22 protein-coding genes are annotated in these 23,794 nt (G+C 72.0%); 17 read left to right on the plus strand and 5 right to left on the minus strand.

The genetic code is table 11. The features are described 5' to 3' along the window. Positions 1-87 precede the first annotated feature (87 nt). Genes EV385_RS17080 through rfbH form a run of 7 tightly spaced genes read left to right on the plus strand, consistent with a single transcriptional unit; the run spans position 88 to position 7,472 of the window. Complete coding sequence (locus tag EV385_RS17080) at positions 88-1,245, plus strand: acyl-CoA dehydrogenase family protein (protein WP_130510358.1); 1,158 nt, start codon at positions 88-90, stop codon at positions 1,243-1,245. Next, a complete protein-coding gene (locus EV385_RS17085) occupies positions 1,242-1,691 on the plus strand; it encodes a nuclear transport factor 2 family protein (RefSeq protein ID WP_242624925.1) in 450 nt (149 codons plus the stop codon). Before EV385_RS17080 ends, EV385_RS17085 begins: the two co-directional genes overlap by 4 nt. A 55-nt stretch (positions 1,692-1,746) precedes the next feature. Next, positions 1,747-2,832, plus strand: coding sequence for an LLM class flavin-dependent oxidoreductase (locus EV385_RS17090; RefSeq protein WP_130510359.1), 1,086 nt, complete (start codon positions 1,747-1,749; stop codon positions 2,830-2,832). Further along, on the plus strand, positions 2,829-3,770 hold the full coding sequence (locus EV385_RS17095; protein WP_130510360.1) for a 3-hydroxyacyl-CoA dehydrogenase NAD-binding domain-containing protein: 942 nt from the start codon (positions 2,829-2,831) through the stop codon (positions 3,768-3,770). Before EV385_RS17090 ends, EV385_RS17095 begins: the two co-directional genes overlap by 4 nt. Before the next feature lie 43 nt (positions 3,771-3,813). Beyond that, positions 3,814-5,160: an NDP-hexose 2,3-dehydratase family protein gene (locus tag EV385_RS17100; RefSeq protein ID WP_130510361.1), complete on the plus strand. Its 1,347-nt coding sequence runs from the start codon at positions 3,814-3,816 to the stop codon at positions 5,158-5,160. A gap of 23 nt (positions 5,161-5,183) precedes the next feature. Further along, complete coding sequence (locus tag EV385_RS17105) at positions 5,184-6,140, plus strand: Gfo/Idh/MocA family protein (protein ID WP_278045026.1); 957 nt, start codon at positions 5,184-5,186, stop codon at positions 6,138-6,140. Positions 6,141-6,173: 33 nt separating this feature from the next. Then, positions 6,174-7,472, plus strand: a complete 1,299-nt coding sequence (rfbH, locus tag EV385_RS17110; RefSeq protein ID WP_130510363.1) for a lipopolysaccharide biosynthesis protein RfbH — start codon at positions 6,174-6,176, stop codon at positions 7,470-7,472. A gap of 62 nt (positions 7,473-7,534) precedes the next feature. On the opposite strand, the gene EV385_RS17115 is transcribed toward rfbH, so the two are convergent. The 4 genes from EV385_RS17115 to EV385_RS17130 form a co-directional block, all read right to left on the minus strand. After that, positions 7,535-8,299 carry an AfsR/SARP family transcriptional regulator gene (locus EV385_RS17115; RefSeq protein ID WP_130510364.1) on the minus strand — a complete coding sequence of 255 codons (765 nt, stop codon included), beginning with the start codon at positions 8,297-8,299 and terminating at the stop codon, positions 7,535-7,537. A 696-nt stretch (positions 8,300-8,995) separates the two neighbouring features. After that, a complete protein-coding gene (gene metK / locus EV385_RS17120) occupies positions 8,996-10,189 on the minus strand; it encodes a methionine adenosyltransferase (RefSeq protein ID WP_130510365.1) in 1,194 nt (397 codons plus the stop codon). Between the two features lie 93 nt (positions 10,190-10,282). Beyond that, on the minus strand, positions 10,283-10,807 hold the full coding sequence (locus EV385_RS17125; protein ID WP_242624926.1) for a flavin reductase family protein: 525 nt from the start codon (positions 10,805-10,807) through the stop codon (positions 10,283-10,285). Between the two features lie 36 nt (positions 10,808-10,843). Next, positions 10,844-11,977, minus strand: coding sequence for a DegT/DnrJ/EryC1/StrS family aminotransferase (locus tag EV385_RS17130; RefSeq protein WP_130510366.1), 1,134 nt, complete (start codon positions 11,975-11,977; stop codon positions 10,844-10,846). A 219-nt stretch (positions 11,978-12,196) separates the two neighbouring features. Here EV385_RS17130 and rfbA point away from each other — a divergent pair, with 219 nt between their 5' ends. Next, complete coding sequence (gene rfbA / locus EV385_RS17135; protein ID WP_130510367.1) at positions 12,197-13,087, plus strand: glucose-1-phosphate thymidylyltransferase RfbA; 891 nt, start codon at positions 12,197-12,199, stop codon at positions 13,085-13,087. A gap of 9 nt (positions 13,088-13,096) precedes the next feature. Continuing rightward, the gene (gene rfbB / locus EV385_RS17140) at positions 13,097-14,083 is read left to right on the plus strand and encodes a dTDP-glucose 4,6-dehydratase (RefSeq protein WP_130510368.1); all 987 of its coding nucleotides are present in this window, start codon (positions 13,097-13,099) and stop codon (positions 14,081-14,083) included. A 30-nt stretch (positions 14,084-14,113) separates the two neighbouring features. Here the strand turns inward: rfbB and EV385_RS17145 are convergent, their stop codons facing one another. After that, complete coding sequence (locus tag EV385_RS17145; RefSeq protein ID WP_130510369.1) at positions 14,114-15,037, minus strand: MBL fold metallo-hydrolase; 924 nt, start codon at positions 15,035-15,037, stop codon at positions 14,114-14,116. Between the two features lie 274 nt (positions 15,038-15,311). On the opposite strand from EV385_RS17145, the gene EV385_RS17150 reads away from it, so the two are divergent. The 8 genes from EV385_RS17150 to EV385_RS17185 all read left to right on the plus strand — a co-directional run bounded on the left by EV385_RS17150 (position 15,312) and on the right by EV385_RS17185 (position 23,639). Continuing rightward, positions 15,312-16,604 carry a beta-ketoacyl-[acyl-carrier-protein] synthase family protein gene (locus EV385_RS17150; protein WP_130510370.1) on the plus strand — a complete coding sequence of 431 codons (1,293 nt, stop codon included), beginning with the start codon at positions 15,312-15,314 and terminating at the stop codon, positions 16,602-16,604. Beyond that, positions 16,601-17,812, plus strand: coding sequence for a ketosynthase chain-length factor (locus tag EV385_RS17155; RefSeq protein ID WP_130510371.1), 1,212 nt, complete (start codon positions 16,601-16,603; stop codon positions 17,810-17,812). The genes EV385_RS17150 and EV385_RS17155 overlap by 4 nt, the downstream gene beginning before the upstream one ends. Before the next feature lie 70 nt (positions 17,813-17,882). Continuing rightward, the gene (locus tag EV385_RS17160; RefSeq protein ID WP_130510372.1) at positions 17,883-18,131 is read left to right on the plus strand and encodes an acyl carrier protein; all 249 of its coding nucleotides are present in this window, start codon (positions 17,883-17,885) and stop codon (positions 18,129-18,131) included. A 31-nt stretch (positions 18,132-18,162) separates the two neighbouring features. Beyond that, complete coding sequence (accD, locus tag EV385_RS17165) at positions 18,163-19,872, plus strand: acetyl-CoA carboxylase, carboxyltransferase subunit beta (RefSeq protein ID WP_130510373.1); 1,710 nt, start codon at positions 18,163-18,165, stop codon at positions 19,870-19,872. Positions 19,873-19,894: 22 nt separating this feature from the next. After that, a complete protein-coding gene (locus EV385_RS17170; RefSeq protein WP_242624927.1) occupies positions 19,895-20,446 on the plus strand; it encodes an acetyl-CoA carboxylase biotin carboxyl carrier protein in 552 nt (183 codons plus the stop codon). Between the two features lie 10 nt (positions 20,447-20,456). Beyond that, positions 20,457-21,827, plus strand: a complete 1,371-nt coding sequence (locus EV385_RS17175) for an acetyl-CoA carboxylase biotin carboxylase subunit (protein ID WP_130510374.1) — start codon at positions 20,457-20,459, stop codon at positions 21,825-21,827. A gap of 43 nt (positions 21,828-21,870) precedes the next feature. Further along, positions 21,871-22,656 carry an SDR family NAD(P)-dependent oxidoreductase gene (locus EV385_RS17180; protein ID WP_130510375.1) on the plus strand — a complete coding sequence of 262 codons (786 nt, stop codon included), beginning with the start codon at positions 21,871-21,873 and terminating at the stop codon, positions 22,654-22,656. 38 nt (positions 22,657-22,694) lie between these two features. Next, entirely contained in the window at positions 22,695-23,639 is a 945-nt protein-coding gene (locus EV385_RS17185; RefSeq protein WP_130510376.1) for an aromatase/cyclase, read from the plus strand. Positions 23,640-23,794: the final 155 nt, after the last annotated feature.

The raw sequence follows: 23,794 nt of genomic DNA on the forward strand, positions 1-23,794 counted from the left end.
GATCGTCGAGCCCGGCTCAAGCGCCCGCCGAGCCGCCGTGACCACAGTGGTGCGAGCGGGACGCCCGCCGGACGAGGAGGTGGCTGGATGGTCGCAGAGAGCACCGTGGGCCTCGGCGCCTCCGCGGAGAAGGCCGCCCTGATCGCCGGGCAGTACGCCGAGGCGGCGGACGCGGCGCGGGTGCTTCCGGCGGAGGTGGCCGAGGCGCTCGCCGCCGCCGGATTCGCGCGCCACTTCGTGCCCGGCCGGTGGGGCGGCTCGGACGGCGCCGTCGCCGACCTGCTCGAGGCGGCGGCGACGGTGGGACGCGCCTGCCCGTCCGCGGCGTGGTGCGCCGCGGTGGCCGCGGGCGCGGCGCGGATGGGCGTGTTCCTGCCTCGCGACGGGCAGGCCGAGCTGTGGGCGCAGGGCCCGGACAGTGTGGTGGTGGGCGCGCTCGTGCCCTCAGGAGAGTGCCGTCCCGTGCCGGGTGGGTGGGTGCTGAGCGGCACGTGGCCCTCCACGAGCGCGGTGGACCACTCGGACTGGGCGCTGGTGGCGGTGCCGGTACGGACCGATGCCCAGGCCCGGATCTTCTTCTTCGCCGTCCCGCGCAAGGACTACGGCGTCACGGACAGCTGGTTCACGGTGGGGATGCGGGGCACCGGCAGCAACACGCTGACCATGCACGAGGTGTTCGTGCCCGCCCACCGGGTGTTCGACCGGGAGGCCATGCTCCGCGGGCAGGCGGTGGACAGCACCGCGCCGTGCCACCGGGTGCCGCTGCGGGCGGTGAGCGGCGTGCTGTTCGCCGCGCCGGCGCTCGGCGCCGCCCGAGGAGCCTTCGCGGCGTGGTCGGCCTCGATGACCGACCGGTTGGTCGCGCCCGGCGCTGCGCCGGCCCTGCGCTCCCAGGCGCAGCAGGTCGCCGCCCGGTCGGCCGGCGAGATCGACGCCGCCGAACTGCTGCTGCGCCGCGTCGCCCGCGCCTGCGACCGCGGCGGGCTGTCCCCGGCTGAGGCCGTCCGCATGCCCTACGACTGTGCCCTCGCGGTGGATCTCCTCGTCGGCGCGGTGGAGCGGGTCTTCCGCGCCGCCGGGTCGAGGGGCCAGTCCACGGCCGGACCGCTGCAGCGGTTGTGGCGCGACATCCATTGCCTGTCCACCCACGTCGCGCTGCAGGCCGAGACCGCGGGGGCCGCCTACGGCGACCACCTGCTCGGTGTCGCCGTGCCGCCCGGAACAGTGCAGGAGAGGGAAAGATGACATTGCCTACCGAGCAGGACGGGACCTTCGTGTCCGCCGAGCTGTACGCCCAGGTACAGCAGTTCTACGCCTTTCAGATGAACCTCATCGACGAGCGCGACGCCGAGCGCTGGGCGGACACCTTCACGGAGGACGCGGTCTTCCAGGAGGCGAGCCGGATGGACCCGCTGCACGGCCGCGGAGCCATCCGGACGTCCGCGCGGGCCAACGCCGATCGCTTCCTGCACAGCGGCGTCCAGCTGCGGCACTGGCTGGGCATGTTGCAGGTGCGGCAGGAGCCCGACGGCTCGCTGAGGACCCGCTGCTACGCGCTGGCGATGCGCACGCCGACCGGCGGCGAGTTGGACGTCTTCGTCAGCGTGGTGTGCCGCGACCACCTCGTACCCGCCGACGGCGGCTGGCTGGTCGCGCACCGCGACCTGACGCACGACTCCGCCGGCAAGTGATCGCAGGAACCGTCCCGGCGCGGCCGAGCGCCGGACCGAGAGGAGCACTGACGCCGTGAGGCTGGGCATCGTCTTCTTCCCCACCGTCGGACCGCAGGACAGGCCGGCGCAGCAGTATTTCTCCGAGGCACTCCAGCTCGTCGACCTGGCGGAGGAGCTCGGCTTCCATCACGTCAAGATGGTCGAGCACTACTTCTTCCCGTACGGCGGGTACAGCCCGGACCCGGTCACCTTCCTGGCCGCGGCGGCGGGCCGCACCCGACGGGTACGGCTGGGCACCAGCGCCACGATCCCGGCGTTCGTGCACCCGGTGAAGCTGGCCGGCAAGCTGGCCATGCTCGACAACATCTCGAACGGCCGGGTGGACGCCGCCTTCGGCCGGGCCTTCCTGCCCGACGAGTTCAAGGCGTTCGGGATCCCGATGGACGAGAGCCGGGCCCGGTTCACCGAGAGCGTCCGGGCGGTGCAGCTGCTCTGGACCACCGAGGATGCGGTCTTCGAGGGCACCTTCCACAAGTTCGGCCCGGTCACCCTGCTGCCGAGGCCGGTGCAGCAGCCCCACCCGCCGATCTTCGTGACGTCCGCGCGCAGCCTCGACTCCGTGCGCGAGGCGGCCGAGGTGGGCCACCACCTGCAGACCGTGCCGAACGCCATGACGGTCGAGGAGCTGTCCGAGCGGGTCGAGCTGTTCCGATCCTCGTGGCGGGCCAGCGGACATCCCGGCACCGGGCAGATCCACCTGACGTACCCCTGCGTGGTGGCGGCGGATCCCGCGGAGGCGCGCCGCAAGGCGAAGTACGACGAGGAGCGCAACACCGCCGCGATCAGCGCCGCGGTGAGCGCGTGGCGCACGACGAGCAGTACGGCGTACCCCGGCTACGAGAAGCTCGCGGACATCGGCAAGCGGGCCACCTTCGAGGAGAAGCTGGCCGACAACAAGCTCCTGGTCGGTTCGCCGGACGAGGTACGCGGGCAGCTCGGGGACATCGCGCAGCGCTACGGCGACGACCTGACGCTGAGCCTCGGCATCCACTCGGGCCACCTCGACGTCGAGGACGCCGCCACCACCCTGCGGTTGCTCGCCGAGCAGGTGCTGCCCAAGCTCGACAACGACCCGTTCGCAGCGGAGGAGCGGCGATGAGCACCACCACGCCCCGGGTGGTCACGGTCATCGGAGCCGGCACGATCGGCCTCGGATGGGTCACGCTGTTCCTGGCCCACGGGCACCGGGTCCGGGTGAACAGCACCCGGCCCGACGTCGAACCGTCGGTGCGGGAGGCGGTGCGCCTGCTCGCCCCCGGCCTGCCGGGAGCGCACCCGGACCCGGCGGAGCTGCTCGAGCGCCTGGAGGTGGTGCCCGACCTCGAGCGGGCGGTGGACGGCGCCGACGTGGTGCAGGAGAACACCCCGGAGAACCTGGAGCTCAAGCAGGAGCTGTTCGCCCGGCTCGGCAAGGCCGCCGCCCCGCACACGCTGCTGCTGTCGTCGACGTCGACGCTGCTGCCCGAGGCGCTCGGCGCCCGGATGGCGGATCCGTCCCGGGTGCTCGTCGGCCATCCCTTCAACCCGCCCCACGTCGTACCCCTGGTCGAGGTGGTCGCCGCCGCGCACACCGACCCGGCGGCGTTGCAGAGCACCGTCGACTTCTACCGCGGGTCGGGCAAGGTGCCGATCGTGCTGCGCAAGCCCATCGCCGCGTTCGTCGCCAACCGCCTGCAGTCCGCGTTGCTGCAGGAGAGCATCCACCTCGTCCGGGAGGGCGTGGTGACCGTCGAGGAGCTGGACGCGGTCGTGACCAACTCCATCGGCCTGCGGTGGGCCACCATGGGACCGTTCCAGTCGTTCCACCTCGGCGGCGGGCTGGGCGGGCTGCGCAAGTGGCTGACGACGCTGGGCGCCGGCCTGCAGAAGGGCTGGGAGGGCCTGGGCCGCCCGGTGCTCGACGAGGACACCATCGAACTGTTGCTCGCCCAGGCGGACGACGCCTTCGGCGCGCACCGGTACGACGAGCTCGTCGCCCGCCGGGACCGGCTACAGAGGACCGTGCTGGAAGCGCTGCGGGACGCGGAGACCAGCTGACCTCGTGCGGGCGCCGCCCGCCCACGTCCCGGGAGGGGGATCCGTGTTTTCCGATCTATCGGAGTTCGACGCCTGGCTCGCGGACCGGCGCGCCGCGACGGCCTACGACGTCACCGTCGCGGGGCTCGACGGACTCGACGGGTGGCGTACCGAGCCGGAGACCGGCGACCTGGTCCATCGCACCGGCGGCTTCTTCACGGTGACCGGCATCCAGGTGGAGACGGACCACCGGGAGGTGGCCTCCTGGACGCAGCCCATCATCGTGCAGCGGGAGGTCGGCATCCTTGGCCTGGCCGTACGGCGGGTCGGCGGTGTCCTGCACTGCCTGCTGCAGGCCAAGATGGAGCCCGGCAATGTGAACGGCCTGCAGCTCTCGCCCACCGTGCAGGCCACGCGGAGCAACTACCGCCGGGTGCACCGCGGGCACGCCGTTCCCTACCTGGAATACTTCCTGGCCCCGCGGCGCGGGCGGGTCGTGTTCGACGCGCTGCAGTCCGAACAGGGCTCGTGGTTCCTGGGCAAGCGCAACCGCAACATGGTCGTCGAGGTGGACGAGGCGCCGCCGCTGCGGGACAACTTCTGCTGGCTGAGCCTCGACCAGCTCCGCGAGCTCCTGCGCCGCGACAACGTGGTCAACATGGACTCCCGTAGCGTGCTCGCCGGCCTGGCACCGCCGGGGCCGGCCGGGGCGGCGGAGGACGCTGCCGCCCTGCACACCCGGGCCCAGCTGCTGAGCTGGTTCACCGAGGCCAAGACCCGCTACCGGCTGGAGCGCCGGGTCATCCCGCTGGCCCGGGTGCGCGACTGGACCCGGTCGCCGGAGGAGATCCGCCACGACTCCGGCGAGTTCTTCAGGATCATCGGGGTCGACGTGCAGGCCGGCTTCCGGGAGGTGGCGCGGTGGTCCCAGCCCATGCTCGCGCCGGCCTCCCGCGGCGTCAGCGCCTTCGTCGCCCGGTGGATCCGCGGCGCACTGCACCTGCTCGTGCACGCGCAGACCGAGGCGGGCACCGGCGATCTGGTCGAGATGTCGCCCACGGTCAACTGCGCGCCCGCGAACTACCGGCTGCTGGGCGGCGACCGGCGACCGAGGTTCCTCGACTACGTGCTGTCCGTGCCGCGGGAGCGCCGCATGGTCGACGTGATCCACTCGGAGGAGGGCGGGCGGTTCTACCACGCGGAGAACCGCTACCTGGTCGTCCTCGCCGACGACGACTTCCCGGTCGACGTGCCGGAGGACTTCGTCTGGATGACCATCGACCAGCTCACCGCGTTCGTCCAGTACGGCAACCATGTGAACGTCTCCGCCCGTTCGATCCTGAGCTGCCTCGCGGCGGGCGCCGGCCGGCACGAGGAGCGCGACGCCGGCCTGGTGGGTGAGCGGCGGTGACCGGGCGCCCGCTCCGCCTTGGCGTGCTCGGGTGCGCCGACATCGCCGTGCGGCGGGTGCTTCCCGCTGTCGCTGCGTCGCCTTCGCTGGCACTGGTGGCCGTGGGCAGCCGCGACCCGGACCGGGGCCGGGCGGTCACCGGCCGATTCGGCGGCGAAGCGGTCGAGGGGTACGACGCCGTCCTCGAACGCTCCGACGTCGATGCTGTCTACGTTCCGCTGCCCGCCGCGCTGCACCACGAGTGGGTGTGCCGGGCGATCCGGGCGGGCAAGCACGTGCTGGCCGAGAAGCCGCTCACCACCACCCTCGCGGAGACCGAGGAGGCGGTCGCGCTGGCCCGGGACGCCGGGCTGGTGCTGCGGGAGAACTTCATGTTCGTCCACCACAGCCAGCACCGGCACGTCCGCGCCCTGATCGCCGACGGGGCCGTCGGGCGGGTACGTGCCGTCACGGCCAGGTTCGCCGTGCCGCCGCGACCGCCGGGTGACATCCGCCTCCAGCGGCACCTCGGCGGCGGTGCGCTCAACGACGTCGGGGTCTATCCGCTGCGGGCCGCCCAGCTGCTCCTCGGGCCGGAGCTGACCGTGCGGACCGCCGAACTCGACGTCGACGAGCGGCTCGGCGTCGACCTCGGCGGCCGCGTGCTCGTCCAGGGCCCGGACGACATGTCCGCGCATCTCACCTTCGGCATGGCACACGACTACACCTCCCGGTACGAGGTTGACGGGGACCTCGGCCGGATCCGGCTCGACCACGCCTTCACCCCCGCCGCCACCCACCGGCCGACGGTGCACGTGGAGCGGCAGGGGACGGTGCGCGAAGTGGTCCTGCCGGCGGACGACCAGTGCAGCAACACCCTGGCCGCCTTCGCGCGGGCCGTACGGCGGGGGCCACTCGTCGACGACAGCATCGTCACCCAGGCCGGGCTCGTCGAGGCCGGCCGGCAAGCCGCGCACGACCGGGCACAGGCGCTCCGGTGAGCGGGGAAACGTCGCGGATCGGATAGGGGAAGAATGGACAACCAGAAGCGCGAGATCCTTTCGCTCGTGCGCGACTACCACGAGAGCCGTGCCGGGGGTGAGTTCACGCCCGGCGAGACGCAGCTGCTGGCCTCCGGCGCGACGCTCGACGCCGACGACCGGGTCGCCCTGGTCGAGGCCGCCCTGGAAATGCGCATCGCGGCGGGCGTCAGCTCGCAGCGCTTCGAGCGCGAGTTCGCCCGCTACTTCGGGCTGCGCAAGGCACACCTGACCAACTCGGGCTCGTCGGCGAACCTGCTCGCGCTCAGCGCGTTGACCTCACCGCAGCTGGAGGAGCATCGGCTGCGGCCGGGCGACGAGGTCGTCACCGTGGCGGCCGGCTTTCCCACGACCGTCAATCCGATCATCAACAACGGCCTGGTGCCGGTCTTCGTCGACATCGAGCTGGGCACCTACAACACGACGCCCGAGCGGGTCGCCGCCGCGATCGGGCCCCGCACCAGGGCCATCATGATCGCGCACTCGCTGGGCAACCCGTACGCCGTCGAGGAGATGGCGCAGCTCGCCGAGGACAGGAACCTGTTCCTCATCGAGGACAACTGCGACGCGGTCGGCACGACCTACCGGGGCCGGCTGACCGGCACCTTCGGCGACCTGGCGACCACGAGCTTCTACCCCGCGCACCACATCACCATGGGCGAGGGGGGTTGCGTGCTCACGGACAACCTCGCGCTGGCCCGGATCGTCGAGTCCATCCGCGACTGGGGACGGGACTGCTGGTGTGAGCCCGGGCAGGACAACAAGTGCCTCAAGCGCTTCGACCACCAGCTGGGCACGTTGCCGCGTGGCTACGACCACAAGTACATCTTCTCCCACGTGGGATACAACCTGAAGTCGACCGACCTGCAGGCGGCGCTGGGACTCAGCCAGCTCCAGCGGGTGACGGACTTCGGCACGGTACGGCGCCGCAACTGGGCGCGCCTGCGGGAGATCGTCGACGGGCTGCCGGGACTCATCCTGCCCGAGCCGACCCCGGGCAGCGACCCCAGCTGGTTCGGCTTCGTGCTCACCGTCGACCCGGAGGCCTCGTACACCCGGCAGGCGCTGGTGGATCATCTCGAGTCGCGGCGGATCAGCACGCGCCGGTTCTTCGGCGGCAACCTCACCCGGCACCCGGCCTACGCCGACGTGCAGTACCGCGTGGCCGGCCCGTTGGACAACAGCGATGTCGTCACCGAGCACACCTTCTGGGTGGGCGTGTACCCGAGTCTCACCGTCGAGATGGTGGACTACATCGGCGAGACGATCCGGGACTTCGTGCTCAAGCGCTAGACCGGCGTCCCGGCACGAAGAAGCCCGCCGGCCCCGGGGCCGGCGGGCTTGCCCGTCCGTACCTACTCCAGCAGCTGCCGGTGCAGCTCCTGGATCTCCGGTGACGGGTCGATGCCCAGCTCGTCGCCGAGGGTCCGGCGCAGATGGTGGTAGACGCCGAGCGCGTCACTGCGTCGTCCGCAGCGGTCCAGCACCTGCATCAGCCGCTGGTGGAACCACTCGTCCAGGGGGTACTGCGCCACGGTGGAGCGCAGCTCACCGACCAGCTCCCGGTGCATGCCCAGCTCGAGCTCCGCCTCGATCGCCATCTGCAGCGCGGTACGGCGCTGCTCCTGCAGGTCGACGACGTGGGCCGTGAGCTGGGGACCGAGCTTGACGTTGGCGAGCGCGTTCTCCGTCCACAGGGCCAGGGCGGCGCGCAGGTTCGCGGACGCCTCGGCGAAGTTCCCCTGCATGAAGTGCGCCCGGCCGGTACGGCGCAGCTCCGCGAAGCTGTCCAGGTCCACCTGGCCCGGCCGGAGCCGGAGGATGTACCCGGGCGACTGCGTGATCAGCATGTTGCCGTCGGCGCCGTCGCCGAGGCCTTCCCGTTCGATGAGCCGGCGCAGCTGGTAGACGTACGTCTGGATCGTGGTGAGCGCGCTGCGAGGCGGCTCGTCACCCCACAGTTCGTTGATCAGCGACTCGGTCTGCACCGCGCGGTTGGCCCTCATGAGTAACAGCGCCAGCACCTGCAAGACCTTGGGCGTCTTCGGCGTGCAATCCCGTCCGCCGTTCCAGACCCGCAGCGAACCGAGCGTGACGAACGTGACGTCCTGGTTCTCCATTGCGGCGCGGTGGCCGTGCTGCCGGGATGCGAAGTCGTGCACTGGAAAGTGACTCTTCAAGGAATCCGGCTCGGCGTACAACAAAATAACCCCCGTGTGTTGTTGTGCTGCTGGACAGTTCCGTCGGCTCGTGCTGTCATCCGGTAAAGGCATGCCTCCGATGCGCTGTGCGGCCCGGGAAAGCGCCCCGCCTCGGCGCTGATGCCGGGCTTCGGACGAGGTTGTGGTGCCTGGTCAAACGCTTCTTACTTGTCTTCAGTAAAGTTCCGGCGCATGCCACCGGTCAACCCCGTGACGCTGAGTGCGGATTGGTCTCTTTACATAGGACTTGACGTTGGCCCGGCGAACGCCCGCCACGGTATCGACCGGACAAGGCGGAGGGCTGCAAACTTTTCGTAACGTCGCAGATCGATGCAGGCCACAGGCCTGCGAGGTCGTTAACTTTCGCAACGTAGCCAGGCAACCTTACGGCCGCCCATGGCTCTCCACAATGCGCCGAAGAGGCCGAATCCGGTGGGGATAGGGGGGTTTTCCCCGAGCCTGATCCGGGACGAGTGGGGCCGGGCCGACCGGTCGCCCGGCCGCACTGCAAAGTGAAGTGACGTTCATCGCAGAGGCCCTCGACCACCGTCCGTAACCGGTGCGCGGAAGCCCGGCCGCCGCCTTGGGGGCGGCGGGCGGCCGGGCGGGGTCGGTTCACACGCCGGCGGCGGCCTTGAGAGCCACGGCGCGTTCGGTGGATTCCCAGGTCAGGTCGGGCAGCTCCCGGCCGAAGTGACCGTAGGCCGCGGTCTGCTGATAGATCGGGCGCATCAGGTCCAGATCACGGATGATCGCGGCCGGACGCAGGTCGAACACCTCGTTGATCGCCTTCTCGATCCGCTCGGTCGGCACGTTCTCCGTGCCGAAGGTCTCCACGAACAGGCTCACCGGATGCGCCTTGCCGATCGCGTACGCCACCTGCGTCTCACACCGCTCGGCCAGACCCGCAGCGACCACGTTCTTGGCCACCCACCGCATCGCGTACGCCGCGGAACGGTCCACCTTGGACGGATCCTTACCCGAGAACGCGCCACCACCGTGACGGGCATACCCGCCGTAGGTGTCCACGATGATCTTGCGGCCGGTCAGACCAGCATCCCCCATCGGCCCACCGATCTCGAAGCGGCCCGTCGGGTTCACCAGCAGCCGGTAACCCTCGGCTTCCAGCCCCAGCCCCTCCAGCTCCGGCGCCAGCACGTGCTCGCGCACGTCCGGCGTCAGCAGCGACTCCAGCGAGATGTCGGCGGCGTGCTGGCTGGACACCACCACCGTGTCGAGGCGCACCGGGCGCAGGCCGTCGTACTCGATGGTGACCTGGGTCTTGCCGTCCGGCCGCAGGTACGGAATCGTGCCGTCCTTACGGGCCGCGGACAGCCGGCGGGCGAGGCGGTGCGCCAGCGCGATCGGCAGCGGCATCAGCTCCGGGGTCTCCGAGCAGGCGAAGCCGAACATCATGCCCTGGTCACCGGCGCCCTGCGAGTCCAGATCGTCACCGGCCTGCCCGGACCGCTGCTCGATTGCCGTGTCCACACCCTGCGCGATGTCCGGCGACTGCGAGCCGATCGACACACTCACGCCGCACGACGCCCCGTCGAAACCCTTCCTCGACGAGTCGTACCCGATGTCCAGGATCGTGCGCCGCACGATCTCCGGGATGTCCGCGTACGCGGTGGTGGTCACCTCCCCGGCCACGTGCACCTGACCGGTGGTGATCAACGTTTCCACCGCCACCCGGCTACGCGGGTCCTGCGCCAGAAGCGTATCGAGAATGCCATCGCTGACCTGATCAGCGATCTTGTCCGGATGGCCCTCCGTGACCGACTCGGACGTGAACAAGCGACGGGCCATGCTGCCACCTTCCCTGAATTTGCTACTCGGCTTCGCGGACCGCGCGGCCGGCGGCCGGCGGTCCTTCGGGTGCGCCCGGCGAGGGCGCGGCGGTCACGACGCCAGCTCGGTGAAGACCCGGCCGGCGTAGACCAGGGGCGTGCCGCCCGCCCACCGCGCCCGGCGCACCTCACCCACGAGGATCACGTGGTCCCCGGCGAGGTGCCGGTCGTACACGCGGCACTCGAGGGTCGCCAGGGCGCCGTCGACCACCGGGAGCCCGGACGTCGCCGGCCGCAGGCCACCGGCGGCGAACTTCTCGGCCGACCTGCTGGCGAACCGCCGCGCCAACGCCGCGTGCTCGGGGCGCAGGACGCTCACGGCGAAGCGGCCGCACCGGATGAACGCGGGGAAGCAGCTCGCGGAGGTCGCCACGCAGACGAGCACCAGCGGCGGATCGAGCGAGACCGAGCAGAAGGAACTGGCCGTCATCCCGTACGGCGTGCCGTGCTCGTCCGTCGTCGTCAGGATCGTGACGCCGGTCGGGACGCTCGCCATCACGTCGAGGAACGTCGCGCGGTCGGGACCCGCGGCGTCCGGCGGCGAGAGATCCGTTCCGGTCGCTCCCTCGAGCGTCACAGTGGAAGTCCTCCTCGGCCTCAGGTGGCGCGGATGTCACGCGCGTCGTTTGACGGCGCTGCGCAGTTCGGTGACGACGGTGTGCACGTCGGCGTCCGACAGCCCCGGGTGCAGCGGCAGGCACAACGTCTCGGCGGCGAGCTGCTCGGCGTGGGGCAGGGAGCCCGTGAAGCCGTAGAGCGGCACCCGGTGCAGTGGCTCGTAGCGGAACGTCGTGTAGATGCCGGCCGCGAGTAGGTCCGAGGCGATGTCGTCGCGGGCGGCGCCCGGCACCTGGATCCAGTAGAAGTAGTAGGAGGTGCGGTGCCCGGCGGGCAGCTCCGGCGGCCGCCGCACGCCGTCGACGCCGGCCAGCTCCCGGCCGTACCGGTCGACGATCTCCTTGCGCCGGCCCACCAGCTCGCCGAGGCGGCGCAGCTGCACGGAGCCGATGGCGGCCGTGAGGTCGTTGCCGATCACCCGCCGGCCGGGCTCCTGGGCGTCGATCTTCCACCAGCGGCCGGCGACCTTCGCCCCGGAGAACCCGCTGAGCCGGGCCAGCCCGTGATAGGAGAGCCGCCGGGCGCGGCGGGCCAACTCGGGGTCGCGCACGTAAAGCATGCCGCCGTCGCCGGTGGTGAGGACCTTCATCGCGTCGAAGCTCCAGATCGCCAGGTCGCCGAAGGTGCCGCAGGCCCGGCCGTCGACGCTGGAGGCGGCCGAGCACGCCGCGTCCTCGATGAGGGTGATGCCGCGCTCCCGGCAGAAGTCCGCGATCCGCCGCACGTCGCCCGGGTAGCCGCCGTAGTGCAGGATCACCACGGCCTTCGTACGCTCGCCGACGACGGCGGCGACGTCCTCGAGGCTCGGGTTGAGCGTCCGGGGGTCTACGTCGCAGAAGACCGGCCGGGCGCCCTCGGCGAGCACGGCGTTGGCCGCGGCGATGAAGCTCACCGACGGCATGACGACCTCGTCGCCCGGCTGCAGGTCCAGCAGCTCGACGGCGAGGAACAGGCTGGCGGTGCCGGACGCGAGGAACAGCACCCCGGCCGGGTCGACGCCCAGGTGCGCGGCGAACTCGGCCTCGAAGGCCGCGGTGCGCGGCCCGTGGCCGATCCACCGGCTGTGCACCACCTCCTGCATGGCCGCCAGTTCCGCGTCACCCAGCTGTGGCTCGAAGAGGTTGATCAACGACGGCTCCCTCGGGATGCATCCGTACGGCGGTGATCGTGACGACGGAATCGTGGCGCGACACTCTCGACGGCAGGTCGACGCGTGCTCGAGCCGGGGCGGCTGCAGGGAACCTGTATCGCGTCTTGAGGCGGCTACGACCGGCGCTGCCGAGACTGCACTCATCCGATCCGAACGGGTTCCGTCCGTTGCCGGGACGGCGCCAGAAGGGATATCGGCGTGAAGGGAATCATCCTGGCCGGAGGTAGGGGGACGCGGCTGCGCCCGATCACCCGGAGCGTGTCGAAGCAGCTGTTGCCGGTCTACGACAAGCCGATGATCTACTACCCGCTCTCCATCCTCATGCTCGCCGGTATCCGCGAGATCCTCATCATCTCGCAGCCCGACGACGTGCCGTTGTTCCGGCGCCTGCTGGGCGACGGCTCGCGGCTGGGCCTCACCCTCTCGTACGCGGAGCAGCCGGAGCCCCGGGGGCTCGCCGACGCCTTCATCATCGGCGCCGACCACGTCGGCGACGACGACGTCGCGCTCGTCCTCGGCGACAACATCTTCCACGGAGCCGGCTTCTCCCGGGTCCTGCAGGACGCCGTGGCACGGCTCGACGGATGCGTGCTGTTCGGGTACGTGGTGCAGGACCCGGAACGCTACGGCATCGCGGAGGTCGATGAGGCGGGCCGGCTGATCGGTCTGGAGGAGAAGCCGCAGCTTCCGCGCTCGAACCGGGCGGTGACCGGGCTGTACTTCTACGACAGAGAGGTCGTCTCCATCGCCCGGACGCTGCGCCCGTCGCCGCGGGGCGAGCTGGAGATCACCGACATCAACCGGGCGTACCTGGAGCGCGGCAGGGCCTCGCTGGTGGACCTCGACCGGGGCGTCGCCTGGCTGGACACCGGCACCTACGAGTCGCTGATGGAAGCCGGCAAGTACATCGAGATCCTCCAGAAGCGGCAGGGCATCCGCATCGCCTGCATCGAGGAGGTCGCGCTGCGCATGGGTTTCATCGACGCCGAGCAGTGCTATCGGCTCGGTCGTGAACTGGAGCAATCGGCCTACGGGCGGTACGTGCTGGACGTCGCCAGCATGGCCGGCCTTTCCGAACTGGTGACCTGAGGGGTTTACATGCGTGTGGTGGTGACCGGCGGTGCGGGTTTCATCGGGTCCAACTACGTCCGCCGGCTGCTGAGCGGGGCGTATCCGGCGTTCGCGGCGGCCGAGGTCGTGGTGTTCGACAAGTTCACCTACGCCGGCAACCGGCAGAACCTGGACCCGGTGGCGGAACACCCGGCCTTCCGCCTGGTGGTGGGCGACGTCTGCGACGACGACGCGCTCCGGCGCCTGTTGCGGGCGGACGACATCGTCGTGCACTTCGCGGCGGAGTCCCACGTCGACCGGTCGATCGACGGCTCGGCCGAGTTCGTCCGTACCAATGTGATGGGCACCGGGGCGCTGCTGAGCGCGGCGCTTCACGCGCAGGTGCGCAAGGTGGTGCACGTCTCCACGGACGAGGTCTACGGCAGCATCGACGAGGGCTCCTGGCCGGAGACCCACCCGCTGGAGCCGAACTCCCCGTACGCCGCCTCCAAGGCCTCGTCGGACCTGCTGGCCCGCGCCTACCACCGCACCCACGGCCTTCCGGTGTGCGTCACGCGGTGCTCCAACAACTACGGCCCCTACCAGTACCCCGAGAAGATCATTCCGCTGTTCGTCACGAACCTGCTCGAGGGCCGCAAGGTGCCGCTGTACGGCGACGGGCTGAACCGGCGGGACTGGCTGCACGTCGACGACCACTGCGCGGGCGTGCAGCTCGTCGCCGAGCACGGGCGCCCGGGTGCGGTCTACAACATCGGTGGCGGCGCGGAGCTCACCAACCGGGAACTGACCGAGCGCCTGCTGGCGGCCGTCGGGGCGGACTGGTCGATGGTCGAGCACGTGCCCGACCGCAAGGGCCACGACCTGCGGTACGCCGTCGACATCACCCGCATCGCCACCGAGCTGGGTTACGCGCCGAAGGTATCCCTCGAGGAGGGGCTGGCGCAGACCGTGCGGTGGTACCGGGAGAACCGGGCGTGGTGGATGGCCATCCGCGGTGCGGCGAGCCGCTCCTGAGCGACGGGCAGGGCTGCCGGCGGCGACGGCTCAGGCGTGACAGGGCAACGGGCCGCCGTGCAGACTCACCATCTCCTGGAAGATCGACAGTACGTCCAGCGCCGCGCCGAGGGGCTCGCCGCGCACCTCCGCGTACGCGCGGTGCAGGTTGCCGACCAGCCGCTCCGGGTCGAGCAGGGCGGCGAAGCCACCGAGGTCCGCCTCCCGCGCCACGGCCAGCGGCGCTCGGCCCCGGCGGACGCCGTCGACGGCCAGCCGCCGGACCCACCGCAGATAGGCCGCCGTCTCGTCCAGGACCTCGGGGCCGGACACCCGGCCGTGGCCGGTCACCACCGTCCGCGGGTCGAGCCGGCGGAGGCGCTCGATCGTGCGCAGCGACCCCGCCACCGACCCCATGAGGCAGAACGGCGTCGCGCCGTGCATCGCGATGTCGCCGGTGAACAGGACCCGGTGCTCCGGGACCCAGACCACCGTGTCCCCCGTCGTGTGCGCCGGCCCGGGATGGAACAACTCGATCCGGAGCCGGCCGACGTGCAGGGTGAGGCTCCGGCGGTAGGTGAGCGTGGGCAGAGACAGCCGGATCGATCCCCAGTCGACCTCCGGCCAGAGCCCGCACAGGCCGAGCGCGGCGGTGGCCGCCTCGGTCCGGCCCGCCTCGTGGGCGATGACCGTCGCCTCGGGCCGGAACAGGAAGTTGCCGAACGTGTGATCGCCGTGGAAGTGGGTGTTCACCACCGTCCGCGGCGCGGTGCCGGCGGCGGCCGTGACCGCGGCGTACAGATGCCGGGCCCGGCGTTCCGTCGCCGCGGTGTCGATGAGGACCGCCTCGCCGCCGTCGGTGATCAGACCGGCGTTGCTCAGGCACCAGCCGCCGTCCGGCTGGACGTAGGCGTGGATCCCCGGCGCCACCTCGATCAGCTCGGCCGACCCCACCGTCCGGTCCACTGCCGTCATCCGCCGGCTCCCCTCTTCCCCGGCCCGGGACGTCGGCCGCAGGCCCCTGACACCGGGCCCGATCGTGCCCCGGGCGCCACCACGTCCCGTCGAGCGGCGCTGGAGCGGCGAGCAACGCCGCCGCCCCGGGCCACGAACTCCACCGAACGTAGAGCGGTCCTCCAGATGTCGTCCCGCTCCGGCTCAAGGCCGTGCTGCCAGCCTCGGTGGCGGTACCGGAGGCGGGCCACCGGCCGGCCGTCACCGCCGGCGGCAGATGGCGGCGGTACCGGACATGTTCTCGAATCGGAGGCAGACATTGCGTCGTCGTGTGGTCATCACGGGGATGGGGGTGCTGGCGCCGGAGGGCATCGGCACGAAGGCCTTCTGGAACCTGATCAGCGAGGGCCGGACAGCGACCAGGCGGCTCAGCTTCTTCGACCCCGCACCGTTCCGCTCGCAGGTCGCCGCCGAGATCGACTTCGATCCGCAGAGCCACGGCCTCGGCCCTCAGGAGGTCCGGCGGATGGACCGTGCCGCACAGTTCGCGGTGGTAGCCGCGCGCGAGGCGGTGGCGGACAGCGGCGTGGAGCCCGACGATCTGGACCCGGGCCGGCTGGGCGTGACCATCGGCAGCGCGGTCGGCGCGACCATGAAGCTCGACGAGGAGTACCGGGTCGTGAGCGACGGCGGCCGCCGCTGGCTGGTCGACCACGAGTACGCGGTGCGCCACCTCTACGACTACTTCGTACCCAGCTCGTTCGCGGCAGAGGTGGCCTGGGCGGTGGGCGCGGAGGGGCCGGTGGCGCTGGTCTCCACCGGGTGCACGTCCGGGCTGGACTCGGTCGGGCACGCCGCCGAGCTGATCCGCGAGGGATCCGCCGACGTCATGATCACGGGAGCCACCGACGCCCCGATCTCGCCGATCACCGTGGCCTGCTTCGACGCCATCAAGGCGACCACCCCGGCCAACGACGACCCGGCGCACGCATCGCGGCCCTTCGACGGCACGCGCAGCGGCTTCGTCCTCGCGGAGGGCGCGGCGGTCTTCGTCCTGGAGGAGTACGAGCGGGCCCGGCGACGCGGCGCGCACATCTACGCCGAGATCGCCGGGTACGCCACCCGGAGCAACGCGTTCCACATGACCGGCCTGCGTCCCGACGGGCGCGAGATGGCCGAGGCGATCCGCTCCGCGCTCGCCGAGGCGCGGGTGAACCCCGAGCAGATCGACTACGTCAACGCGCACGGCTCGGGCACCAAGCAGAACGACCGGCACGAGACCGCCGCCTTCAAGCGGAGCCTCGGGGAGCACGCCTACCGCACCCCGGTCAGCTCGATCAAGTCCATGATCGGGCACTCGCTCGGCGCCATCGGGTCGCTCGAGATCGCCGCGTCCGCGCTGGCCATGGAGCACGACGTCGTCCCCCCGACGGCGAACCTGACCACCCCCGATCCCGAATGCGACCTGGACTACGTGCCCCTGGTGGCACGCGAGCGGCGCACCGACACGGTCCTGACCGTCGGCAGCGGATTCGGCGGGTTCCAGTCCGCGATGGTTCTCACGACCCCCGAGAGGAAGACCGCATGACGACGCCGGTGGTGGTGACGGGCATGGGCGTGACGGCGCCCAACGGCCTCGGTACGGCCGAGTACTGGGCCGCCACGGTGGCCGGCCGCAGCGGCATCGGCCCGGTGACCCGGTTCGACGCGGCGGGGTATCCGGCGACGCTGGCCGGCGAGGTCCGCGGGTTCGAGGCCCGCGAGCACCTGCCCGGCCGGCTGCTGCCCCAGACCGACCACATGACCCGCATGGCACTCGTCGCCGCCGACTGGGCCCTCGCCGACGCCGGCATCACGCCGGGCACCCTGCCGGAGTTCGCCACCGGCGTGGTGACCGCCAGCTCGGCCGGCGGGTTCGAGTTCGGCCAGCGGGAACTGCAGAACCTGTGGAGCAAGGGTGGCGAGCACGTCAGCGCGTACCAGTCCTTCGCCTGGTTCTACGCCGTGAACACCGGCCAGATCTCCATCCGCAACGGCCTGCGCGGCCCCAGCGGCGTGCTCGTCACCGACCAGGCCGGGGGCCTCGACGCCGTGGCCCAGGCGCGGCGCCAGATCCGCAAGGGCACCACCGCCATGGTCTCCGGTGGCGTCGACTCCTCGCTGTGCCCGTGGGGCTGGGTGGCGCAGCAGGCCGGTGGCCGGCTCAGCGAGGGAGACGACCCCGACCGGGCGTACCTGCCGTTCGACCGCAGGGCAGGCGGCTACGTCGCCGGCGAGGGCGGGGCGATCCTCATCCTGGAGGACGCCGAGGCGGCGCACGCCCGGGGCGCGGCGCACTGCTACGGCGAGATCGCCGGATACGGCGCGACGTTCGACCCCCGGCCGGGCAGCGGCCGTCCGCCGCAGCTCCGCCGCGCGATCGAGCTCGCCCTGGCCGACGCCGGTCTGACGCCCGACGACGTGGACGTGGTGTTCGCCGACGCCGCGGCCGACCCCGACCGGGACGCCGCCGAGGCCGCCGCGATCGCCGCCGTCTTCCCGCACGGTGTCCCGGTCACCGCCCCCAAGACCATGACCGGCCGGCTGTACTCCGGCGGGGCGCCGCTGGACCTGGTGGCGGCGCTGCTGTGCCTGCGCGACGGGGTGATCCCGCCGACCATCAACGTCGACGCCGACCCGCTCTACGGCCTCGATCTGGTCACCACCGCGCGGGCCGCCCGGGTGCGGACGGCCCTCGTGCTGGCCCGTGGACACCACGGGTTCAACTCTGCTGTCGTGGTCCGGGCCGCTCCGTGAGCTCCCGGCCCGCCGCGTACGCCCATGACCGAGGCGGCGACACCGTTGCCGCGACCGAAAGGAGCCTCCCGTGCCCACAACTGTGATCACCCTCGATGACCTCAAGCGCATCCTTCGTGAGGCCGCCGGTGCCGATGACAGCGTCGATCTCGACGGCGACATCCTGGACACCGAGTTCGTGGACCTCGGCTACGACTCGCTGGCGCTGCTGGAAACCGCCGTACGGATCACCCGCGAGTTCGGCATCGCGCTCGACGACGACGTCGCGCTCGGCGCCCAGACGCCGCGGCAGCTGCTCGACGTGATCAACGGCGGCTGAGCGGGGCGGGGGCAGGAGGCGGACGATGCCGATGACCGGCAGAACGCAACCGAAGCTCGCCGGTGCCGCGGACTGGGTGCTGTGCCCGGGCTGCCGCACGCTGCTGTACGGCAAGCGGCTGGCGCGTGCCCAGCACGTCTGCCCGGAGTGCTCGCACCACCATCGGCTGACCGCGGCGCAACGGATCGACCAGCTGCTCGACGCCGAGGGCCGGCACCTGTTCGAGTACGCCGCGGGCGACGCCGACGTGCTGGGGTTCACCGACACCGCGCCCTACCCGCAGCGGCTGGCCGGAGCCCGGGCGAGCACCGGCATGACCGAGGCGGTGCTGCTCGCCGCCGGAACCGTGCTCGGCGAGCCGGTCGTCACCGCGGTGATGGACTTCCGCTTCCTCGGCGGCAGCCTCGGTGCGGTGGTCGGTGAGCTGATCACCCGCGCCGCGGAGATCGCCGTCGAGCGCCGGGTCCCTCTGCTGCTGGTGTCCGCCTCCGGCGGGGCGCGGATGCAGGAGGGCGCGGTCTCGTTGATGCAGATGGCCAAGACCAGCCAGGCGCTGGCCCGGCTCGACGAGGCCGGCATCCTGACGCTGTCACTGGTCACCGACCCGACGTACGGCGGGGTCGCGGCGTCCTTCGCCTCCCTGGCCGACGTCATCATCGCCGAGCCGGGGGCCCGCATGGGGTTCGCGGGGCCCCGGGTGATCGCCCAGACGATCCGCGAGACCCTGCCGGACGGATTCCAGACGGCCGAGTTCCTGCGGGAGCGCGGGCACATCGACGTGATCTGCCCGCGGGCGGAGCTGCGCCCGGCGCTCGCCCGGCTGTTGCGGGTGGGCGGCGGCCGGAACGCCGCACCGGCGCCGAGCGGCCCGGCCGCACCCGCGGGCGAGGGCGCACCGGACAGCGAGGTGATCCGCGACCATTCCCGGCTGAGCGCGGGCGACGCCTGGCAGGCGGTGCAGACCGCCCGGAGCCTGGATCGCCCGACCACGCTGGACTACCTGGCGGGCGCGTTCGAGGACTTCCAGGAGCTGCACGGCGACCGCGTCGGCGGGGGCTGCCGGGCGATCGTCGGCGGCCCGGCACGCCTCGACGGGATGCCCGTCATGGTGGTCGGGCATCAGAAGGGCCGTACGGCCGCCGAGCTGACCACGCGCAACTACGGCATGCCGACGCCCGCGGGATACCGCAAGGCCGCCCGCCTCATGCGCATGGCCGCGAAGCTCCGGCTCCCGCTGGTCACCATCGTGGACACGCCCGGCGCCTACCCGGGGGTGTCGGCGGAGGAGCAGGGCCAGGCCGGTGCCATCGCCGAAAACATCCGGCTCATGTCGACGCTGCCCGTACCCGTGGTGACCCTGGTCTCCGGGGAGGGCGGCAGCGGCGGCGCGCTGGCCCTGGCCGTCGCGAACGAGGTGCTCATCTGCTCGTCCGCCACGTACTCGGTGATCAGCCCGGAGGGCTGCGCCGCGATCCTGTGGAACGACCCGGGCATGGCGCGCACCGCGGCGGCCGCACTCCGCATCGACGCCGGCCACCTGCTGCGCCTCGGCGTCGTCGACGGGGTCGTGCCGGAGCCGCCGGGCGGCAGCCAGGCCGATCCGCACCTCGCCGTGCAGCGGGTCGGCGCCGCACTGGCCGACGCCGTACGCCGGCTCTCGGCGCTGGACGCGAACGCGCTGGTGGCCGGTCGCCGGGACCGTTTCCGAGCGTTCGGCGCGCACGTCGTCGTCGAGTCCTGACGCCACATCCGGGGAGACCACAGTGACCCACAGCCTGACGAACAACCACCGCGACCAGAACGCCACCGGCGCGGACCGCACCCACCGGGCCCCCGAACGCGAACGACCCCACGCCGACCTGGCGGACCTCGTCGAGCGACTGCGCGACAGCGCGCTGCGGTTCCTCGAGGAGGCACCGCAGCCGCCGCGGGCCATGCGCCTGAGCGCCGACGGGGTCTCGTTCGAGATCGAGTGGCCCGAGCCCGGCGCCGGCGCCCCCGTCGACGTGCCGGCGCTCGAGCTGACGCCGCCGGAGCGCCCCGCGCCGCCCGCCGCGCCGCCGGGCCGGCGCTTCCTCGCGGCCCCGATGGTGGGGGTCTTCTACCGGGCGTCCGCGCCGGGCGCGCCGCCGTTCGTCCGCGAGGGCGACGTCGTGGCCGCGGGACAGCAGATCGGCATCATCGAGGCGATGAAGCTCATGGTCCCCGTCGAGGCCGATCAGGCGGGCCGGGTGACCGCCGCGCTGAAGGCGGACGGCGAGCCGGTCGAGTTCGGCGAGCACCTGTTCGCGCTCGCCGACGTCGACGCGGGCTGAGGGGGCCGACGTGTTTCGCAAGGTGCTCATCGCGAACCGGGGCGAGATCGCACTGCGGGTGGCGCGGACCTGTCGCGAGATGGGCGTCGGCACCGTCGCCGTCTACTCCACCGAGGACGCCGATTCCGCGGTCGTCCGCGCCGCCGACGAGAAGGTGCGGATCGGTCCGGCGGCGGCCAAGCGCAGCTACCTCAGCGCGCCGGCGATCATCGAGGCGGCCCGGCGCACCGGCGCGGACGCCATCCACCCGGGGTACGGGTTCCTCAGCGAGGACCCCGACTTCGCGGAGATCTGCCGTGCCGAGGGGATCGTCTTCATCGGTCCCCCGCCCGGGGTGATCGCGGACCTCGGGGACAAGGTGCAGGCCCGCCGGCTGATGACCCGGGCCGGGCTGCCGATCCTCGCGGGCAGCGTCGAACCGTTGCGCTCCGCCGAGGAGGCGCGCGCGGTGGCGCAGGAGGTCGGCTATCCCGTGATCCTCAAGGCCGCGGCCGGCGGCGGCGGCCGGGGAATGCGGGTCGTCACCGAGGCCGACTCGTTCACCGCGGCCTACCGGGAGACCACCGGCGCCGCGCAGGCCCTGTTCGGGGACGCCCGGGTCTACGTCGAGCGCTATCTCCCCGACGCGCGGCACGTGGAGATCCAGGTGCTGGCCGACGGCCACGGCAACGCCGTCCACCTCGGCGCCCGGGACTGCTCGGTGCAGCGCCGGCACCAGAAGCTGCTGGAGGAGAGCCCGCCGCCGCGGCTCGGCGCCGACGTGGTCGACCGCATGGGACGGCTCGCCGCGGACGCGGCCCGCAGCGTCGGCTACACCGGCGCGGGGACCTTCGAGTTCCTGGTCAGCCCGGCGGGCGAGTTCTTCTTCATCGAGGTGAACTGCCGGATCCAGGTCGAGCATCCGGTCACCGAGATGGTGACCGGCATCGACCTGGTGCGTGAGCAGCTGCGGATCGCGGCGGGTGAGCGGCTCGCGCTCCGGCAGGAGGACGTACGGCTGCACGGCACCGCCGTCGAGGCCCGGGTCAACGCGGAGGACCCGGGGCGGCAGTTCGCGCCCGCTCCCGGCGTACTGAGCGAGTTCGTGCCGCCGGGCGGGCCGTTCGTCCGCGTGGACACCCACGGCTTCGCCGGTTACCGGGTGCCCGCGGCCTACGACTCGCTGCTGGCCAAGGTGGTGGTGTGGGCCCCGGACCGGGAGCAGGCTCTCGCCCGCATGGACCGGGCGCTGCAGGAGTTCCGGGTCGCCGGCCCGGGCGTACACACCACCGCCGGGTTCCTGCGCGAGGTCCTGCACGACGAGGAGTTCCGGGCGGGCCGGCACACCACCGCCATCGTCGAACGGATCCTGCGCGAGGACCGGACCGACACCGCCGCGTGACACGTCGACCAATTCCTTCCACCCCTCATCGCCAGGAGAACACATGTCCCAGGAACCCCGACGCACCGCCGTGGTGACCGGAGCGACCAGCGGCATCGGGCTCGCGATCGCCAAGCTGCTCGCCGACGCCGGCCACCGCGTCTACCTCGGCGCCCGCGACGCCGACCGGATCACGCACACCGTCAAGGAGCTGACCGACCAGGGCCTGGAGGTCGACGGCAGCCCGTGCGACGTCGGCGACCCCGCGCAGGTGCGCGGGTTCGTCGAGGCCGCCGTCCGCCGGTTCGGCACCGTCGACATCCTCGTCAACAACGCGGGGCGCAGCGGTGGCGGCGTCACCGCCGACATCACCGACGACCTGTGGCTCGACGTCGTCAACACCAACCTCAACAGCGTCTTCTTCATGACCCGGGACGTGCTCAGCGTGGGCGGCATGCGGGAGAAGCCCTGGGGGCGCATCGTCAACATCGCCTCCACGGCCGGCAAGCAGGGCGTGGTGCTCGGGGCGCCGTACTCGGCGTCGAAGCACGGCGTCGTCGGTTTCACCAAGGCCCTGGGCAACGAGCTGGGCAAGACCGGCATCACCGTCAACGCGGTGTGCCCCGGATACGTCGAGACGCCGATGGCGCAGCGGGTGCGGCAGGGCTACGCCGCCGCCTGGGAGATCTCCGAGGAAGAGGTCCTCGAGCGGTTCCAGGCCAAGATCCCGCTCGGCCGGTATGCCACCCCCGAGGAGGTCGCCGGCATGGTCGGCTACCTGACCTCCGGCGCTGCGGCGTCGGTCACCGCCCAGGCGCTCAACGTCTGCGGTGGCCTCGGCAACTTCTGATCCGCCGCCAACCGCTTCATCCAACCAGGAGGGACAGCATGACGTCGACGGGCACACGCACCGTGGAACACGAGATCCGGGTGCAGGCCGGAGCGGACGCGGTGTATCGACTGATCGCCGACGTGGCGAACTGGCCACAGATCTTCCCGCCGAGCGTGCACGTCGAGCACCTTGAACGCGGCGACCGGCAGGAACGGATCCAGATCTGGGCGACCGCGAACGGCGAGGCGAAGACCTGGCAGTCCCGGCGGGTGCTCGACCCGGCGGCGCGGCGGGTGGAGTTCCGCCAGGAGGTGTCGCAGCCGCCGGTCGCCGCCATGGCGGGTACGTGGATCATCGAGGACGCCGGCGAGGGCGCGTCGCGGGTGCGGCTGCTGCACGAGTTCCGCGCGGTCGACGACGACCCGGACAAGCTGGAGTGGATCGACCGGGCGGTCGACACCAACAGCACTGTGGAGCTGGCGGCGTTGAAGGCGAACGCGGAACTGGCCACCGGCGACTCCGGCCTGCTCTTCACCTTCGACGACACGGTGCACATCGACGGGTCCGCGAAGGACGTGTACGAGTTCATCAACCAGGCCCAGCTGTGGGAGCAGCGCCTGCCGCACGTCGCCCGCGTCTCGCTGCGGGAGGACGGCCCCGGTCTGCAGCTGCTGGAGATGGACACCCGCGCCAAGGACGGCTCGGTGCACACCACCAGCTCGGTGCGGGTCTGCCTGCCGTACGAGAAGATCGTCTACAAGCAGATCGTGCTGCCGGCGCTGATGTCCCTGCACACCGGGCAGTGGCTCTTCGAGGAGCAGGACGCGGGGGTCGCCGTCACCTCCCGGCACACGGTGGCCATCAACGAGGCGAACATCGCACGGGTGCTCGGTGCGGACGCCACCGTGGCCGGCACCCGGGACTACCTGCACACCGCCCTGAGTACCAACAGCCTGGCCACGTTGCAGCACGCGCGCCGCCACGTGGAGGGCACGGCCTGACCCACCCACCGACTCGACCGGTCGCCGGAGGGCGCGTACACCGGGGGACGCCGTGGCGTACCCCGGTGTCCCGCGTTGCGCCCCTCCGGCGACCGGCGGCACGGGGTCCCGGTTCCGCCGTACTCAAGCTCACCTCGAGCTGCCGCCCATCGACG

This window comes from Krasilnikovia cinnamomea, from assembly GCF_004217545.1.
Lineage (GTDB): Bacteria > Actinomycetota > Actinomycetes > Mycobacteriales > Micromonosporaceae > Actinoplanes > Actinoplanes cinnamomeus.

Excerpts from the sequence above, each read along its gene's own strand:
- EV385_RS17085 (WP_242624925.1), top strand. The coding sequence starts at position 1,242 with ATGACATTGCCTACCGAGCAGGACGGGACCTTCGTGTCCGCCGAGCTG.
- accD (WP_130510373.1), top strand. The coding sequence starts at position 18,163 with ATGACCGGCAGAACGCAACCGAAGCTCGCCGGTGCCGCGGACTGGGTG.
- EV385_RS17150 (WP_130510370.1), top strand. The coding sequence starts at position 15,312 with ATGTTCTCGAATCGGAGGCAGACATTGCGTCGTCGTGTGGTCATCACG.
- EV385_RS17115 (WP_130510364.1), bottom strand. The coding sequence starts at position 8,299 with ATGGAGAACCAGGACGTCACGTTCGTCACGCTCGGTTCGCTGCGGGTC.
- EV385_RS17155 (WP_130510371.1), top strand. The coding sequence starts at position 16,601 with ATGACGACGCCGGTGGTGGTGACGGGCATGGGCGTGACGGCGCCCAAC.
- EV385_RS17180 (WP_130510375.1), top strand. The coding sequence starts at position 21,871 with ATGTCCCAGGAACCCCGACGCACCGCCGTGGTGACCGGAGCGACCAGC.
- EV385_RS17080 (WP_130510358.1), top strand. The coding sequence starts at position 88 with ATGGTCGCAGAGAGCACCGTGGGCCTCGGCGCCTCCGCGGAGAAGGCC.
- EV385_RS17185 (WP_130510376.1), top strand. The coding sequence starts at position 22,695 with ATGACGTCGACGGGCACACGCACCGTGGAACACGAGATCCGGGTGCAG.
- rfbB (WP_130510368.1), top strand. The coding sequence starts at position 13,097 with ATGCGTGTGGTGGTGACCGGCGGTGCGGGTTTCATCGGGTCCAACTAC.
- metK (WP_130510365.1), bottom strand. The coding sequence starts at position 10,189 with ATGGCCCGTCGCTTGTTCACGTCCGAGTCGGTCACGGAGGGCCATCCG.
- EV385_RS17145 (WP_130510369.1), bottom strand. The coding sequence starts at position 15,037 with ATGACGGCAGTGGACCGGACGGTGGGGTCGGCCGAGCTGATCGAGGTG.
- rfbH (WP_130510363.1), top strand. The coding sequence starts at position 6,174 with ATGGACAACCAGAAGCGCGAGATCCTTTCGCTCGTGCGCGACTACCAC.
- EV385_RS17095 (WP_130510360.1), top strand. The coding sequence starts at position 2,829 with ATGAGCACCACCACGCCCCGGGTGGTCACGGTCATCGGAGCCGGCACG.